The organism is Streptomyces sp. TRM70350 (assembly GCF_019219825.1).
Lineage (GTDB): Bacteria > Actinomycetota > Actinomycetes > Streptomycetales > Streptomycetaceae > Streptomyces.
Map to the genome: position 1 here is coordinate 1 of NZ_JAHUXH010000027.1, position 16,109 is coordinate 16,109.

At 70.4% G+C, this 16,109-nt stretch carries 12 protein-coding genes and 1 pseudogene; 9 read left to right on the forward strand and 4 right to left on the reverse strand.

What is annotated here, in order from left to right; genetic code table 11:
- From KWI83_RS29520 to KWI83_RS29535, 4 genes are all read left to right on the forward strand, one after another.
- On the forward strand, positions 1-1,206 hold a 1,206-nt coding region (locus tag KWI83_RS29520), incomplete at its 5' end, for an RICIN domain-containing protein (protein ID WP_218517430.1).
- A 695-nt stretch (positions 1,207-1,901) separates the two neighbouring features.
- The gene (locus KWI83_RS29525) at positions 1,902-3,113 is read left to right on the forward strand and encodes a DUF3500 domain-containing protein (RefSeq protein WP_308122251.1); all 1,212 of its coding nucleotides are present in this window, start codon (positions 1,902-1,904) and stop codon (positions 3,111-3,113) included.
- Positions 3,110-4,561, forward strand: a complete 1,452-nt coding sequence (locus KWI83_RS29530) for a HupE/UreJ family protein (protein WP_218517431.1) — start codon at positions 3,110-3,112, stop codon at positions 4,559-4,561. The genes KWI83_RS29525 and KWI83_RS29530 overlap by 4 nt, the downstream gene beginning before the upstream one ends.
- A gap of 510 nt (positions 4,562-5,071) precedes the next feature.
- A complete protein-coding gene (locus tag KWI83_RS29535; protein ID WP_218517432.1) occupies positions 5,072-5,392 on the forward strand; it encodes an iron-containing alcohol dehydrogenase in 321 nt (106 codons plus the stop codon).
- On the opposite strand, the gene KWI83_RS29540 is transcribed toward KWI83_RS29535, so the two are convergent.
- Complete coding sequence (locus tag KWI83_RS29540) at positions 5,374-5,607, reverse strand: DUF3500 domain-containing protein (RefSeq protein ID WP_218517433.1); 234 nt, start codon at positions 5,605-5,607, stop codon at positions 5,374-5,376. The two genes, KWI83_RS29535 and KWI83_RS29540, sit on opposite strands and share 19 nt — an antisense overlap.
- A 223-nt stretch (positions 5,608-5,830) precedes the next feature.
- On the opposite strand from KWI83_RS29540, the pseudogene KWI83_RS29545 reads away from it, so the two are divergent.
- A pseudogene (locus tag KWI83_RS29545) lies at positions 5,831-6,382 on the forward strand (glycoside hydrolase family 27 protein); the annotation flags it as partial.
- A 199-nt stretch (positions 6,383-6,581) separates the two neighbouring features.
- On the opposite strand, the gene KWI83_RS29550 reads toward KWI83_RS29545, so the two are convergent.
- Complete coding sequence (locus KWI83_RS29550; protein WP_218517434.1) at positions 6,582-8,027, reverse strand: HAMP domain-containing sensor histidine kinase; 1,446 nt, start codon at positions 8,025-8,027, stop codon at positions 6,582-6,584.
- A complete protein-coding gene (locus KWI83_RS29555) occupies positions 8,024-8,725 on the reverse strand; it encodes a response regulator transcription factor (protein WP_218517435.1) in 702 nt (233 codons plus the stop codon). The genes KWI83_RS29550 and KWI83_RS29555 overlap by 4 nt, the downstream gene beginning before the upstream one ends.
- Before the next feature lie 295 nt (positions 8,726-9,020).
- Between KWI83_RS29555 and KWI83_RS29560 the strand changes: the two genes are divergently transcribed.
- The 3 genes from KWI83_RS29560 to KWI83_RS29570 all read left to right on the forward strand — a co-directional run bounded on the left by KWI83_RS29560 (position 9,021) and on the right by KWI83_RS29570 (position 12,873).
- Entirely contained in the window at positions 9,021-10,112 is a 1,092-nt protein-coding gene (locus KWI83_RS29560) for a DUF3500 domain-containing protein (RefSeq protein WP_308122253.1), read from the forward strand.
- A 21-nt stretch (positions 10,113-10,133) separates the two neighbouring features.
- Entirely contained in the window at positions 10,134-11,456 is a 1,323-nt protein-coding gene (locus KWI83_RS29565) for a HupE/UreJ family protein (RefSeq protein WP_308122254.1), read from the forward strand.
- A 982-nt stretch (positions 11,457-12,438) separates the two neighbouring features.
- Positions 12,439-12,873 (forward strand): hypothetical protein, encoded by a 435-nt coding sequence (locus tag KWI83_RS29570; RefSeq protein ID WP_256362983.1) that lies wholly within the window; start codon positions 12,439-12,441, stop codon positions 12,871-12,873.
- Positions 12,874-13,212: 339 nt separating this feature from the next.
- Here KWI83_RS29570 and KWI83_RS29575 read toward each other — a convergent pair whose 3' ends face one another.
- Positions 13,213-14,601, reverse strand: a complete 1,389-nt coding sequence (locus KWI83_RS29575) for a cystathionine beta-synthase (protein ID WP_218517437.1) — start codon at positions 14,599-14,601, stop codon at positions 13,213-13,215.
- Positions 14,602-14,933: 332 nt separating this feature from the next.
- Here KWI83_RS29575 and KWI83_RS29580 point away from each other — a divergent pair, with 332 nt between their 5' ends.
- Positions 14,934-15,953 (forward strand): SGNH/GDSL hydrolase family protein, encoded by a 1,020-nt coding sequence (locus KWI83_RS29580; protein ID WP_218517438.1) that lies wholly within the window; start codon positions 14,934-14,936, stop codon positions 15,951-15,953.
- Positions 15,954-16,109 lie beyond the last annotated feature (156 nt).

Below are 16,109 nucleotides of genomic sequence, written 5' to 3' on the forward strand. Positions count from 1 at the left end.
AAGGGGCTGCACCCCGCGGCCCAGCACACCGGCTACTACAACGACCCCGACATGCTGATGGTCGGCATGAGCGGCCTCACCGCCGCCCAGAACCGGCTGCACATGGGCCTGTGGGCAATCTCCGGCGCCCCGCTGCTGGCCGGCAACAACCTGGCCACGATGAGCACTACCACCCGCGACATCCTCACCAACCGCGAGGTCATCGCCATCGACCAGGACCCACGCGGGCTGCAGGGCGTCAAGGTCGCCGAGGACACCCGCAACCTGCAGGTGTACGGCAAGGTCCTCGCCGGCACGGGCAAGCGCGCCGTGCTGCTGCTCAACCGCACGTCCTCGTCGGCGTCCATGACCGTCCGCTGGGCCGACCTCGGCCTGACCAGTGCCTCGGCGTCTGTACGCAACGTGTGGACCGGCACCAACGCCGGTTCCCACTCCACGAGTTACTCCACCACCGTCCCGGCGGGCGACGCCGTCCTGCTCACCGTCTCCGGCATCGAGGCGTCCGGGTCGACCTACGAGGACACCACCACGGCCACCACACCCACGTTCAGTGCCGTCACGACCGGCGCGGCGGGCACCAAGCTGGTGGACATCACCTACGCCAACGGCGGCAGCACGGCCCGTAAGGCGACCATCAAGGTCAACGGCCAGTACAGCTACGTCGTCGCCTTCCCGCCGACCGGCTCGGCCACGACCCATCGCACGGTGTCCGTACTGGCGCACCTGGCCAAGGGCACCAACACCGTGCGCTTCGCGACGGTCTCCGGCAGCACCGCGCCCAACATCGACGCGATCCGTGTCCAGGGCATCCCCGGCACCAACGGCGTGGCCCTCGTCGGCGCCGCCTCGAACCGCTGCGTCGGCCTGGAGAAGAACACCATCACCAACACCTCTCAGGCCATCCTGTGGGACTGCTTCGGCGGGCAGAACGAGACCTTCACGCAGACCTCACGCGGCGAACTCGTCGTCTACGGCAACAAGTGCCTCGACGCCGACAACAACGGCACCGCCAACGGCACCAAGGTCATCATCTGGGACTGCAACGGCGGCACCAACCAGAAGTGGACCGTCCACTCCGACGGCACGATCACCAACGACCTGTCGGGACTGTGCCTCGACGCCGAAGGGGCGGCGACCGCCAACGGCACCAAACTGCTCCTCTGGACCTGCAACGGGCAGACCAACCAGCAGTGGACCCTCAACTGACCTGACCTGCACCGCCACACCGCCCGTCGCCGGGCCGACCGTCGAACCGGTCCCGGCGGCGGGCGGTGTCGTCTGCCGGGCGGCTGCACCGCCCGAAATCAGTGGGAGGACGGACCGGGCCAGATGGCCGAGGCGTCGTCGCGGTCCAGGTCGGGCAGGCGGATCGGGCGGCCGATCAGCTGAACGTGCCCGACATGTTCACCCGCCTGCTGTTCAGACTCGTCGCCACAGGCATCGCACCGGCCTCCTTCTACCGCACCGACGACCGGGGAAACCGGCCGCGACCGCCGTGTCAGGGCCGGTCGCAGTCGACGCGATCACGCGTCGGACGCTGTTCAGCGGGCCGGAGCGCGGAGGTCCTGCCGACGGTGGAGAAGGTGCCGGGCCGGCGGTCTTCTCGTGACGCGCGCCCGTTTCGGCGGCTTAGGCCGCGATGAGAAAAACCTGTCAACGAGCACAGGATATTTCCCATATATAGGGTGCCCGCCATCCAATTGGGACAGGCCCGAAGGGCTCGCGCCTTGAGCCGTCAACAATATTGCTGATAGCTCTCTCATCCAGCGCGCGCGTGTTCTGGACGCCGCCGCCCGCAGAGTCGGCGCACCGTCCCCCACCCTTTTCTTCAGGGAGTGTTCGTGAGCAAAGAGAGAACAAGTCGGGCTCGTAACCGACGGACTTGGCGGGGCATAGCCGGCGTGGCCGCCGGTGTGGTCCTCGTCGGGGGCGGATTCGTGGCGGCCAACGCCGCGACGACCACGGGCGCCGCGAGGAAGGCCGGTGTCCACTACCCGGTCGACAAGAAGGCCAACGGCGTCGCGGCCGTGGTCAGCGCCGCCAACGCGTTCCTGAACACGCTGGACTCCGACCAGCAGGCGGCGACGGTCCTGGACTACTCCCAGGCGAACGCGACCGCGTGGTCGAACCTGCCGTGCGGGTCGTCCTGCCGGGTCGGCATCCAGACGGGCTCGCTGAGCGACGACCAGCTGGCCGCCCTGAAGAACGTGCTGAAGGTGGCCCTGGGGACCGGCAAGGGCACCGGCTACGAGCACGTCCTTGAGACCCTCCTGGCCGACGACCAGCTGGCCTCGGCGGAGAGCTCCGGCTCCGGACCCGCCGCGCCGACGGACAGCGCGTCGAGCGAGGCCTCGGCCGACCCCTCCGCCTCGGCGGACCCGAGCGCCACGGCCACCGACGCCCCCACGGGCACCCCACCGTCCGGCGACCCCGGCGGCGGCGCAGGCGGCGGCGCCGGGTACGGCAGCGACATCTACCTCATGGCCTTCCTGGGCACCCCGTCGGTCGACGGCACCTGGCAGCTGCAGTTCGGCGGCCACCACCTCGCCGTGAACGTCACCTACAAGGACGGCAAGGTGGCCGGCGCCAGCCCGTTCTTCACCGGCGTGGAGCCCACCAGCTGGACCGCGGACGACGGCACCACGTACGAGCCGATGGCGAAGTTCCGCAACGGCATGCTCGCCCTGACCGGCAGCCTGAGCACGGAGCAGCTGGCCAAGGCCAAGCTGTCCGAGTCCTTCAACGACGTGCTGCTCGGCCCGGGCGAGGACGGTCAGTTCCCGGAGACCAAGGAGGGCATCAAGGCCAGCGAGCTGTCGCCCAAGCAGCAGAAGCTGGTCCTGGAGGCGATCCACCCCTGGGTCGCGGGCGTGGACGACGCCACCGCGAAGAAGCTCATGAAGACCTACGCGCGTGAGCTGAACGAGACCTACATCGGCTACTCCGGCGGCACGGGCCTGGATACCCAGGGAGACTACGTCCGCATCGACGGCCCCAGCGTGTGGATCGAGTTCGTCTGCCAGAACGGCTTCGTCTACCAGGACAAGGTCCACTACCACACCGTCTACCGGGACCACACCCGCGACTACGGCAACGAGTTCTCCTTCTCATGACCCGACCACGAAACTGGCTGACCACAGCACTGCGTCTGGTGGCCGGGATCGCGATCGCGGTACCGGCGGCGCTCCTCCTCGGGGCGTCGCCGGCCGCCGCGCATCCGATGCCGCACTCGGTGGTGGAACTCGACGTGTACCAGGCCTCGGTGAGTGCTCGTCTGGAACTGCCGGCCGACGACTTCTCCCGGGCCAGCGGGATCGACCTGAGCGACACCACCCAGGCCACGCTGTCCGGAAAGGCCGAGGCCATCCGGACCTACCTCGGCAAGCACATCCACCCGACCAGCACCGGGGGCAAGGCCTGGCAGGTCAGCATCGGCGAACTGAGCCTCAGCAGCACCGAGCAGACCTCCACCGGCCCCTACCGTGAGCTGGTCGCCGAGGCCGTGCTCACCCCGCCGGCCGGCACCGACGTACGGCGCTTCACCTTCGACTACGACGTCATCGTCCACCAGGTCATCACGCACACCGCCCTGGTGACGGTCCGTCAGGACTGGGCCGCCGGGCAGATCGAGGACGAGGGCACCACCCAGGTCGGCACCATCCGGGTCGACACCCGGACCATGACCGTCCCGGCCCTGAAGGTCGACCTCGGCGAGGGCAGCGCCTGGCGCGGCTTCCTCGCCATGCTGAAGCTGGGCGGCGACCACATCCTCACCGGCACCGACCACCTGCTCTTCCTGCTGATCCTGCTCCTGCCCGCGCCGCTCGCGGCCACCGGCCGCCGCTGGGACGGCCTGGTCGGCGCCCGGTCCGCGCTTCTGCGGATCGGCCGCATCACGCTCGCCTTCACCGCCGGCCACTCCGTCGCACTGGCCGTCACCGCGCTCGGCCGCCTGGACATCCCCGACTGGCCGGTCGAGGCGTTCATCGCCGGCAGCATCCTCGTCGGCGCGATCCACGCCATCCGCCCCCTCTTCCCGGGCAAGGAGGCACTCGTGGCCGGGGTCTTCGGGCTCGGCCACGGCATGGCGTTCTCCTTCGTACTCGCGGAGATGCACCTGTCCACCGGACAGCTCGTGACCAGCCTCCTCGGCTTCAACCTCGGCATCGAGCTGGTCCAGCTCCTGCTGGTCTGCCTCACCCTGCCCTCGCTGCTGGTCCTCGCCCGCCTGCGCATCCAGCCCACGCTACGACTGGCCGGCGCCCTGCTCACCGCCACGGCGGCCGTCGGCTGGCTGGCCGACCGCCTCGGCCTGCCCAACCCCGTCGCCCGGGCGGCCGACAGCGCCGGATCCCACACCACTGCGATGCTGGCCGCCCTCACGGTGACCGCACTCGCCGCCACCGCCTGGACCCTGACCACCCGTCGGCACGCACGGCCCGGGCCGACCGAGCCCCCTGCGGCGACATGTCCCGAGTGTGAAAGGCGACACGCGGCGACGACGTGTGAGCCGTACGATCGGGACCAGTCGACGGACACCGCCAACTCAGCGGCGACATAGAGCGGTTGAGAGCCGCAAGCGGTGATCACGGGGTGGCGCCAGAGACCGGAGGGTGCCATTCGGAGCAGCGAGTCGACCCTATGACGGGCCGGGGCTCGTCGACGCCTCGGGCTGTTCAGGCTCGGCGCGAGCCGGGTCCTGGTGATCGCGGCCGACGCCGAGCGGCCCTGGCCGAGGACATCTGCGAGGACGTCCCCGTCGTGGCCGTCTCCGGCGGTGTCCGACCGCACGTGCCGGCCGAGGTAGCTGAGGCGGTGCGGATCGCGGCCCGCGAGCACGCGGCCGACCTGCCGCTGAGCATCGGCAGGCTTGCCCGACGACGGGCACCGCCAAGGCGGCGGCCCTCACCACGGGGCTGCCTGTCTCGCCGTCCCCACAACCTACGCCGGTTCCGAGGCCACCCCCGTCCGGGGCCTCACCGAGGACGGCCACAAGCACACCGGCGTCGCCCCCCAAGGTGCTCTCCTGGGTCGTCGTCCACGACACCACGCTGATGCTGTCGCTGCCGACATGGCTGTCGATGGCGTCCGGCCTCAACGCGCTCGCCCGCTGCGTCGACGTGTGGTGGGCGCCCTGCACAACCCGATCAGCTCCGCCCTGGCCGTCGAGGGCGTGAGGTCCCTGATCTCCGCGCTGCCGCGCCTCGTCGCCGACGGGCAGGACATGGCGGCCCGCCGCGAGATCCTCTTCGGCACCTACCTCGGGGCGGTCGCCTTCGCGGGGGCCGGTTCCGGACTGCACGACAAGGTGTGCCACGTCCTCGGCGGGCCCGCGAACAGTACCGCCGTGCCGAGAGCGATCACGGTCACGGATCAGTCCTCTGCGCCGTAGTCGTTGCCGTTCTCGCGGTAGATGGCGTGGATGTGGCTGGTGCCTCCCATGTTCTGCTGGTGGGCGAACTCGATGGTGAAGTCGGGGCTCTGGACGCGGTAGTAGATCGGCTGGTCGCTCGACGTGGAGCCCGACCAGGCGAAGTACGTGGAGTCGAGGTTCCCCTCCGCCGACTCCAGTTTGAACGCGGCCTGTTCGTCGTTGTCCGCCGTCAAGTAGCCCAGGATTCCTGGTCCGCAGGTGAACCACACGACACCGTTGTCGGACCGCCGGGCCGCGCGCGCCCGGAACGGGTCGGACATCGCCGCCCCGTCCCCGGCCCCCGCGCGAGCACGGCGCCGTCCGGCCTCCCAGCAGTGGGCCGCCTGGGCATTCCTCGCCCCGGTGATCCTCTCCCTCGTTCTCTTCTACGCCTATCCGCTCTACCGCAACATCGACCTGAGCCTCCGCAACTACACAGTCCGCTCCTTCGACGCCACCCACCTGACCATCGCCCCGCCGCCGATGGGCTGGGCGTCCTGGAACAGCTTCGCAAGCAGCATCGACTACGACGTCATCAAGCAGCAGGCCGACGCCCTGGTCTCCTCCGGCATGGCGGCGGCCGGCTACCAGTACGTCAACCTCGACGACGGCTGGTGGCAGGGCGACCGCAACGCCGACGGCTCCATCGCCGTCGACGAGACCCTGTGGCCCGGCGGCATGAAGGCCATCGCCGACTACATCCACAGCAAGGGCCTGAAGGCCGGCATCTACACCGACGCCGGCAAGAACGGCTGCGGCTACTACTACCCCACCACCCGCCCCGCCGCCCCCAACACCGGCATGGAGGGCCACTACCAGCAGGACCTGGAGACCTTCCAGCGCTGGGGCTTCGACTACGTCAAGATCGACTGGTGCGGCGGCCGCGTGGAGGGCCTGGACCAGGAGACCACTTACAAGCAGATCGCCGCCGCCAACGAGGCGGGCTCTTGCACGGAACGTGAGAACCTGTCGCCCCGATACGGCCGCCGAGCCCAGTTCCAGGGCAGTCCGGTGCCCCACTCGCAGAAGGACCGGACGAGCTTGTGCCCGGTGACGGCGGTCGCGCGCGGTGGCGTCGGTGCTGGGAATGCTGGAGGAGCGGGAGGCGGCTGCCCGCGTGCGGGGGGAGGGTTTGCGGGTCCGGCAGGTGCTGCCTGTGCCGCCGCTCTCAGCCCGAACGCCGCTCCGCGGAACGTTCGGGTGACAGCCGTTTGTCCTGCGGCTCGGCGAAATCCGGTGCCCGTTCCGGCAGGAGCCGGGAGGTGTCCACGGTGAACCCCACGGCGGCCCCGCCGCCGGATCGTGTTCCCGCGAAGACGGTGCCGCCATGCATCTCCGCCACATCGCGGACGATGGCCAGGCCGAGCCCGGACCCGGGCAGGCCGTGGGCCGTATCGGCCCGATAGAAACGGTCGAACACCCGCTTGGCGTCGTCTGCGTCGATACCGGGTCCCCGGTCGGAGACCGTAATCGTGCCTCGACGGATGTGCACTTCGATGGGTTCGTCACCGTCACCGTCGAACTTGGCGGCGTTCTCCAGCAAGTTGCTCACGGCGCGTTCCAGTCCCTGGCGGCGGCCGCTGACCACGCAGTCGTCGGCGTCGAGCAGGACGAGCCGGCCGGTGCGCCGCTGCAGGCGCTGTGCGGCCCGGCCGGCCACCTCGGCCAGTTCCACGGGCTCCTCGGCTTCGTGGCGGCTCCGCGAGAGGGCCAGCCCGACCAGCTCGTCGACCAGGTGGCCGAGTTCGCGCGTCTCGTCCTCGACATCATCGAGAAGCCGGTCACGGTCGTCCGGGGAGAGTTCGGTGACGTAGCGCAGCACGCTCGCGTTGGTGGTCAGGCTGGTCAGCGGGTTGCGGACTTCGTGGGCGGCGTCCTGCACCAGCCTCTCCCGCAGGGCGCGGGAGGCGGCGAGCCTGCGGGTCATCGTGTTGAAGGACGCCGAGAGCCGGGCGACTTCGTCGCGGCCGTCCACCGGGACCTCGCGGTCGGCGTGATCGTCGGCACTGATCTCCTCGGCGGCCCCGGCCAGCCGCACCAGGCGCCGGGTGATGCGCCGCGCGAGCAGCCAGCCCGCGCCCGCCGCGGCCAGCATGACCACGAGGATGGCTTCCGCGATCTCCTTGGCGATGCCGACCAGCACGTCACGCGTCGGCTCCAGGGGGATGGCCGCCTGCAGGGCCCCCTGGCCCTCGCCCAGGGCGATGATGAGCTGGCAGTAGGTGTCGCCGCCCACCTCGATCATGGTGGCCTCCTCCTGCCCGGCGGCTCCGGAGGCCGCGAGGGCACGTCCGGTGTCGGACACCGGCAGCGCCACGTCCGGGCCGCCCAGACGGGTGGTCGTGCCGTCGGGCGCCACAGCCCGCACGATCGCAGGCTGCTCCGCTTCGTCGCCCGTGCCGGGGTAGCCGTCCGAGTCCCGGGTGACCGTGTCGGGGAGGGCCTGTGCCGTGTCCTGCTCCTCGGCCACGGCCAGCGCGACCAGTCGGACCGTCCGGTTGGCCCCGTCGATGACGCGCTCGGAGGCGACACGGAAGCTCAGTACACCGACGAGTACCGCCACCAGGGCTCCGACGGCGGTGAAGGCGAGGGTGAAACGCAGACGCAGGCTCATGGCCGCCGCACTCCGTAGCCCACGGCACGCACCGTGTGGATCAGGTCGGGCGCGCCGGCGTCGGTGAGCTTGCGCCGCAGATAGCCGATGTAGCACGCCAGATTGTTCGTGTGCGGCCCACAGTCGTAACCCCATATGCGACTGGAGATCGTCGAGTGGGCCAGCACGATCCCGTCGTTGCGCACCATCAGCTCCAGCAGGTCGAACTCGGTCTTCGACAGCCGCAGTTCCTCGTCGGCCCACCAAGCGCGGCGAGCGTCCGGGTCGATGCGCAGGGAGGCGAACCGCAGCACGCCGCCGACGGGTTCTTCCCCCTGGGCCCGAGGCGCGAAGGTGGCCCGGCGCCGCAGCGCGCGCAGGCGAGCGAGCAGTTCGGGGACCTTGAAGGGTTTGGGCAGATAGTCGTCGGCGCCCGCGTCCAGGCCCGCGACCCGATCCGCCGTGTCACCGCGCGCGGTGAGCATCAACACCGGGGTCCGGTCACCGTCGGCGCGCAGCACACGGCACACCACCACGCCGTCGACGTACGGCATCAGCACGTCGACCACGAGGACGTCGAACGACTCCCGACGGGCTCGGGTCAGTGCCTCCACCCCGTCGGCGGCGGTGACGACCTCATACCCCTGCAGTTTCAGCGCTCGTGCGAGGGACTCGCGGACCGCTCGATCGTCGTCGGCGATGAGGACACGGTTCGGCACCCCCACATGATGGCCGAAAACCGCCCGTTGTCCAGCGGCCGGTGCCCCTGGAAACCAAGTCCCCCTCGAAGCACTCCGGACGCTTTCGGCTCCTGCGGGGTGAACCCGGACTTTACCCAATTCCCAAACGGCTCCCATGCAGGTCCTATTCGGCTCGATCACGATGGGGGTCCCCTCCATGCACCGTTCCAGGAGCGCCATGTCCAGCGTCACCCATTCCCTCACTGCCTCTGGCCCCGCCGGCCCCGCCACGCACGGATGGCCGCCGCACGGCGGACGACGGAGGCGGGCACTCGTGCGCCGCGCCACCGCCCTCGCCACGTGCGTCGGTCTCGGCGTCGCCGGCTGCGGCTCCGACGACTCCTCGTCCTCCTCTTCGTCGGAGACGTCGTCGAGCCAGAGCTCGTCCGCGACGGCGAGCACGGGCGCCGGAAAGGCGAACACCGCCGAGGTCGTGACCGCCGCCAACGCGTTCCTCAAGACGCTCTCCGACGACGAGAAGGACACCGCCCTCTACGACTTCGACGACGAGGCCAAGGCGAAGGGCTGGTCGAACTTCCCGACCTCGTTCGTGGAGCGCAACGGCATCGAGTTCGCCGACCTCGACGACGACCAGAAGGCCGCGGCACTCAAGGTCATGGAGGCCGCCCTCAGCGAGCAGGGCTACGAGGAGCTGGAGGAGATCCGCATCGCGGACGACTACCTCGGCGAGGTCGGGTCGTCCGGCAACGGGGGTGGCCCCGGCGGGGGCGACGACTACAGCGCGGACAAGTACTTCCTGGCATTCTTCGGCGAGCCCAGCGAGACCGAGCAGTTCATGGTCCAGTTCGGCGGCCACCACGCGGCCTACAACCTCACGTACTACAAGGACGACGTCAGCCTCTCGCCCACACTGACCGCCATCGAGCCGTCGGAGTTCGAGACGGACGGTAAGTCGTACGCCCCTCTCCAGGACAAGCGGGACACCACCATCGCGGCCATCGGATCGCTCAGCGACGACGAACTGGAGAAGGCCGAGATCGACGGCAGCTTCGACGACCTGCTGCTCGGCCCCGGCAACGACGGCCCGTTCCCGGACCCCGAGGGTGTCGTGGTCGGCGATCTCACCGAGAAGCAGCAGGACAAGGTCACCGCGATGATCCGCACCTGGGTCGACGACCTGGACGAGGAGGCCGCGGAGGCGCTCGTCGCCAAGTACGTCTCCGAGTACGACGAGACGTACCTCGGCTGGAGCGGCGCGACGAGCATCGACAACAAGGAGACGTACGTACGGATCGACGGCCCGTCGGTCTGGATCGAGTTCTCCAACCAGGGCGGCATCGTGGTCGACGGAGTGCACCAGCACACGATCTTCCGCGACCAGACCGCCGACTACGGCTGGAACTGACCGGAGCAAGGGATCCTCACAGTGCCCCGTCTCCTGCCCGCACGTACGCCTGCGGCGCGTCTGCTGCCGGTGTTCCTGCTCGCGGCACTCATGCTGGTCGGCGGCCTCGCGTCGCCGGCCGGCGCCCACCCGATGAGCACCTCCGCCGTCCTCCTCGACGTCCGCGACGACCGGGTCGAGGGGGAGGTACAGCTGCCCGTCGACCGCCTGGCCGTCGCAGTGGACAGGGACCTCACCCGGGCGAGCGTCCTCGGCGCCGATCGGACGTTCCTCAAGCGCTACACCGCCGAGCACATCGCGGCCGTCGGCGACGACGACCGGCCCTGGACCGTCACGCTCGGCACCGGGTCGGTCCGCACGATCGACGGGGTCGCACACCTCGTCTATCCGCTCGGACTCCGCCCGCCCGACGGCCGGGTCACCGACTTCCGTCTGCGCTACGACGTCATCGTCGAGGAACTGCTGACCCACAAGGTTGTCGTCACCGTCCGGTACGACTTCGACCGCGGCATCCTGAAGACCGACGACGCCGAGACCCTCGGGGTCGTCGGCTTCGACACCCAGAGCCTCGAAGTCCCCGCGGGTGAGGGCTCATGGCTACGAGGCTTCGCCACCACCGCCGGCCTGGGCATCGAGCACGTGGGCGAGGGCGCCGACCACCTGCTGTTCCTGCTCATGCTGCTCATCCCGGCCCCCCTGGTAGCCGCAGGGGGGCGATGGCGTGCGGCACCGTCAGCGCGCCGCAGCATCGTCCGTGTGGTCCACGTCGTCACGGCGTTCGCCATCGGCCACTCGCTCACCCTGGCGCTGGCGGCCACCGGGGTGATCGACCTGCCGACCCACCCGGTCGAGACCCTGATCGCCCTGTCGATCGCGGTGTCCGCGGTCCATGCTCTACGCCCCCTGGTGGCCCGCGGCGAAGTACTCATCGCAGCCGGTTTCGGTCTCGTCCACGGCCTGGCGTTCGCCTCCCTGATCAGCGACCTCGGCCTCGACCGCGGCTCGCTCGTGACCACGCTGCTGGGCTTCAACCTGGGCATCGAGCTGACCCAGCTTCTCGTCGTCGCCCTGATGATGCCCTCCCTGATCGTCCTGGCCCGCACCGCCCTCTACCCTGCGCTCCGCGTCGGGGTGGCCCTGATCGGCCTGCTGTTCTCGGTCTCCTGGACGCTCGAACGCGCCGCCCTGACATCGTTCGACCCCTTCGAAGGCATCCAGACGTGGCTGGTCGAGCACCCGCTGCTCGTCGCCGTGACGGTCGCGGCGCTGGCCGTCGTCACCCGGCGCACCGCACCACAGGCTCCGTCCGACGGCGACGGAACGCTTGGAGCCGGAGCCCACTGACAGCGTTCATACGTCATCCCCAGCCGCTCGGCAACCATGCCCAGAGGGAGGCCGGCCGCTCCCTCACAGGCAGCTGCCGTGACCGTGACGGACGTGTACGGCGCGGTGCTCGCGGCTGGCCTGACCGACGAGCACGGCCGGTTCCACTTCCGGAAACTGCCGTACACCGGCAGCACGGTGGCAGTGCGGGTGGCCGCCACCGGCTTTCGTGGGGCACGCCCCGGCGGCACTCTCGGGGTACAGCGCGTTCCATGCCTCGGCGACGCGTACCGCGTCCACCGTCGCCGGGACTTCGTGCGACCAGCGGTGCGGTGCTCGGCAGTGCGGAGTGTGGTGGTACTTGGGCCGTTCAGGGCGGGTGACGCTGCGTGACACGGCCGCGACGAGCGTGGCAACGACACTGAGGCCCTGGGACGCTCGCCGCACGCAGCGTCCTCGGGCTCGACGTCGGCGAGTTCGTCCCGGCGCGGGGGCGGGTCATCGTCCGCGACTCGGTCTGACCGGCGCGGACGATGCCCCACCCCCGAGCTCGTCCCGGCGCGGACGATGCCCCACCCCTCACCCCTCCCATGGCCCGGTCAGCGCAGATGAGTCTCCGCCTGGCAGCAACCGCCGATCCCCACCGACGGTGGAATGAACCTCGGCACTCCATATCCGCGAGATCGATCGAACGCGGCCCGGGCCACGGGCCTCGAAGTGATGCGAGGTCAGCTCTGACAACAGGAGTCGATCACGGCGCCAACCGTTGCGCGATGCCGTCGCCCTCCTGATATGAGCTGGTCAGGCCCACTCTCATTTTCAGCTTCACGAACTCAAGCTACTTCGATGACCGTGAAAGTGATAGTGAGCAGGTCAGAGGCCTTGTCAACTCTCATTTCCAGCGGCCGCTCTCACGACGCGGTCCACAAGCGCTTCCCACCCGCCGCCAACAGGGGGGCTAACCCCAGTGCGGCCCGCCTCGGCGCTGCCTACCGTGAAGCGCATGAGCGGAATGGACGCGCGGGACGCCGAGCTGAAGAAGGAACTCAACGCCACCCTGCAGGCGCGCAGGGAACTGGGCGAGGAGTACGAGTCCGCGCTGGTCGACTCGTTCCTGGAGAAGGTCGACCAGCGCATCGACGGGGCCGTGGAGCGCCGGGTGCGGCGGCAGGTGGCCGAGCAGCAGATGGTGGTGGCCCGGGACTCGCGGTCGTCGCAGCCGACGGACTCCTGGGGCGAGCGCTTCGGCTTCGGCATCGTCTCGCTGGTCCTGGCGGTGCCGCTCTCCGCGATCGGCGGCGGCGTGGCCGGTCTGCCGGGCCTGCTCGTCGCCTGGGCCGGCATCGTCGGCGTCAACGTCTTCCAGGCGGCCCGCGTCAACCCCGGCTTGTTCGGCAGGCGCCGCAAGCCGAACCAGGACAGTGACTGGGAAGACTGACCGCGGGGAAAGGCTGTGCGCGGGGACCGCCGCACCCCCGTTGCCGGGGGGCGGGACGACGGCGGTCCCCGCGAGGGACGCGGGCCGGGTCAGGGCCGGGCTTGCGCGTCCGTGGCGTCCATGGAGGTCCGGGAGCCGCTCCGGAGGTCCTTGGCGCCGTACGGGCCGGCCGGGGCGGGGAGCCGCTCCCGCCCTGCCGACAGGCACTAATGTGCCGGACCCGTGTTAAGCGGGTGCTGCGCGGACGTGACGCGCTCGTACCACTTCCGAGAAGACCAACAAACGCGCACGTCACGGCGAGTTGGCCGCCGGCATGGGCCGTTCACCGGCGGTTCGCCGCTACTTCGCGGTCTTGGCCAGGAAGGCGAGCAGGTCCTGCCGGCTGACCACACCGGTCGGCTTGCCCTCCACGAGCACGATCGCCGCGTCCGCCGTACCGAGCACGGACATCAGGTCGCCGACCGGCTCGCCGGAGCCGACCTGCGGCAGCGGCGCCGACATGTGCTTCTCCAGCGGGTCGTCCAGCGAGGCGCTCTTGGTGAACAGCGCGTCCAGCAGCTCCCGTTCGACGACCGAGCCCACGACCTCGGCGGCCATCACGTCCGGGTGCCCGGCGCCCGGCTTGACGATCGGCATCTGCGAGACGCCGTACTCGCGCAGCACCTCGATGGCCTGGCCGACCGTCTCGTCCGGGTGCATGTGGACCAGGGACGGCATGGCGCCGCCCTCCTTGTCGTTGAGCACGTCGCTGACGCGCGCGCTCGGACCGGTGTCCTCCAGGAAGCCGTAGTCGGCCATCCACTCGTCGTTGAAGATCTTGCTCAGATATCCGCGCCCGCTGTCCGGCAGCAGGACGACCACCACATCGTCCTCGCCGAGCCGCTCGGCGACCCGCAGCGCGGCGACCACGGCCATGCCGCAGGAGCCGCCCACCAGCAGGCCCTCCTCCTTGGCGAGGCGCCGGGTCATCTGGAAGGAGTCCTTGTCGGACACGGCCACGATCTCGTCGGCGATGGTCCGGTCGTACGCCGTCGGCCAGAAGTCCTCACCGACGCCCTCGACGAGGTACGGCCGCCCGGAACCGCCCGAGTACACGGAGCCCTCGGGGTCGGCGCCGATGACCTCGACCCGGCCGTCGCTGACCTCCTTCAGGTAGCGACCGGTCCCGGAGATGGTGCCGCCGGTGCCGACGCCGGCCACGAAGTGGGTGATCCTCCCCTCCGTCTGCTCCCACAGCTCGGGGCCGGTCGAGTGGTAGTGGGACAGCGGGTTGTTGGGGTTGGAGTACTGGTCGGGCTTCCAGGCGTCCGGCGTCTCGCGCACCAGCCGGTCGGAGACGTTGTAGTACGAGTCCGGGTGCTCCGGTGCCACGGCGGTCGGGCAGACGACGACCTCGGCCCCGTACGCCCGCAGCACGTTGATCTTGTCCGTGGACACCTTGTCGGGGCACACGAAGATGCACTTGTAGCCCTTCTGCTGCGCCACGATCGCCAGCCCCACCCCGGTGTTGCCGCTGGTCGGCTCCACGATCGTGCCGCCGGGCCGGAGCGCGCCGCTCTCCTCCGCCGCCTCGATCATCCGCAGCGCGATGCGGTCCTTCACCGAACCGCCGGGGTTGAAGTACTCGACCTTGGCCAGGACGGTCGCCCGGATGCCCTTGGTCACGTTGTTGAGCCTCACCAGTGGGGTGTTGCCGACGAGGCTGATCATCGAGTCGTGGAACTGCACCGTTGTCTCCGGATGCTGCAGAAGAGGTGGTCGTGGTAGTAGCGCCAGCCTAGGGCCTGCCCGGCGGATCAGGCCTCAGGAAAGCTACGGCCGGTGATCACGCCGGTGAGCGGGGGCGATGGGGGTGCCCCCGCGCGAGCGCATTCGAGCGTGGGGGAGTCGGCGACTGACGACAACGCGGCAGATGTGCGTGCCGGCCCCCGCGTCTGGTGGCCTGGTCCGCCGGGCAGGCCCTGAGGCCTGGCACCGGCGTTCACTCACCGTTGAGATTGGCGGGGGCTCGCTTCGGGGCAAGGAGTGGATGTACGGGTGCGAGGAGGTGTCGGCGACGCATGACCAGGATGTCGAGGGCGAGGGTGGCCCGGCGCATCGCAGCCGGTGCGGCGTACGGCGGTGGTGGCATCGGCCTGGCCGGTGCCGCGGTCGTCGGTCTGGTGCTGGCCGAGGTGCAGCTGGCCCGCCGCCAGGTGGGCAACGGCGCGACGCCGTACGTGCCGAACGCCAACGGGCGGTACGGACGGACGTACGACACTCCGGGCGTCCCGCCCCTCCTGCTCGCCATGCTCGGCGACTCCACCGCCGCCGGCCAGGGCGTCCACCGGGCCGGCCAGACCCCGGGCGCGCTGCTGGCCTCGGGCCTCGCGGCGGTCGCGGAGCGCCCCGTCGACCTGCGCAACGTCGCCGTGCCGGGCGCGATGTCCGACGATCTGGACCGCCAGGTGACGCTGGTCCTCGCGGACCAGGACCGGACCCCCGACGTCTGCGTGATCATGATCGGCGCGAACGACGTCACCAACCGCATCCCGCCGACCCGCTCGGTACGGCACCTGTCGGCGGCGGTCCGACGACTGCGCACGTCCGGCGCCGAGGTGGTCGTCGGCACCTGCCCCGACCTGGGCACGATCGAGCCGGTGCAGCAGCCGTTGCGCTGGCTGGCCAGACGGGCCTCCCGCCAGCTGGCGGCCGCCCAGACGATCGGAGTCGTCGAACAGGGCGGCCGCACGGTGTCGCTGGGCGACCTGCTGGGCCCCGAGTTCGCCGCGAACCCGCGCGAGCTGTTCGGCCCCGACAACTACCACCCCTCCGCCGAGGGCTACGCCACCGCCGCGATGGCCATGCTGCCCACGGTCTGCGCCGCCCTGGGCCTGTGGCCGGCGGAGGAGGAGCGCCCCGACCTCACCCGCCGCGAGGGCTTCCTGCCGGTGGCCCGGGCCGCGGCGGAGGCGGCCTCGGAGGCCGGTACGGAGGTCACGGCGGCGATGCCGACGGGGCCGCGCGGGCCGTGGGCCCTGCTGAAGCGCAGGCGCAGGCGGCGGGTGACGGAGGCGGAGCCGTCACCGCAGCCGTCGTAGCGCCCGCAGCCGTCGTTAGCCAAGCAGCCACGACAGAAAAGCAAGCGCTTAGAAAATTGCGGCCTGAGTCACACCACGACACCCGTGACCTCGACCATACGTACGGGTAACTTCCCAACCAGCCCTGCCTCATCCCCGCATGCCAATGGAGCCGTG

What these genes read in the sequence shown, in the direction of transcription:
- KWI83_RS29535 (WP_218517432.1), top strand. Translation starts at nt 5,072, where the DNA reads ATGGCTGTCGATGGCGTCCGGCCTCAACGCGCTCGCCCGCTGCGTCGA.
- KWI83_RS29580 (WP_218517438.1), top strand. Translation starts at nt 14,934, where the DNA reads ATGACCAGGATGTCGAGGGCGAGGGTGGCCCGGCGCATCGCAGCCGGT.
- KWI83_RS29550 (WP_218517434.1), bottom strand. Translation starts at nt 8,027, where the DNA reads ATGAGCCTGCGTCTGCGTTTCACCCTCGCCTTCACCGCCGTCGGAGCC.
- KWI83_RS29570 (WP_256362983.1), top strand. Translation starts at nt 12,439, where the DNA reads ATGAGCGGAATGGACGCGCGGGACGCCGAGCTGAAGAAGGAACTCAAC.
- KWI83_RS29530 (WP_218517431.1), top strand. Translation starts at nt 3,110, where the DNA reads ATGACCCGACCACGAAACTGGCTGACCACAGCACTGCGTCTGGTGGCC.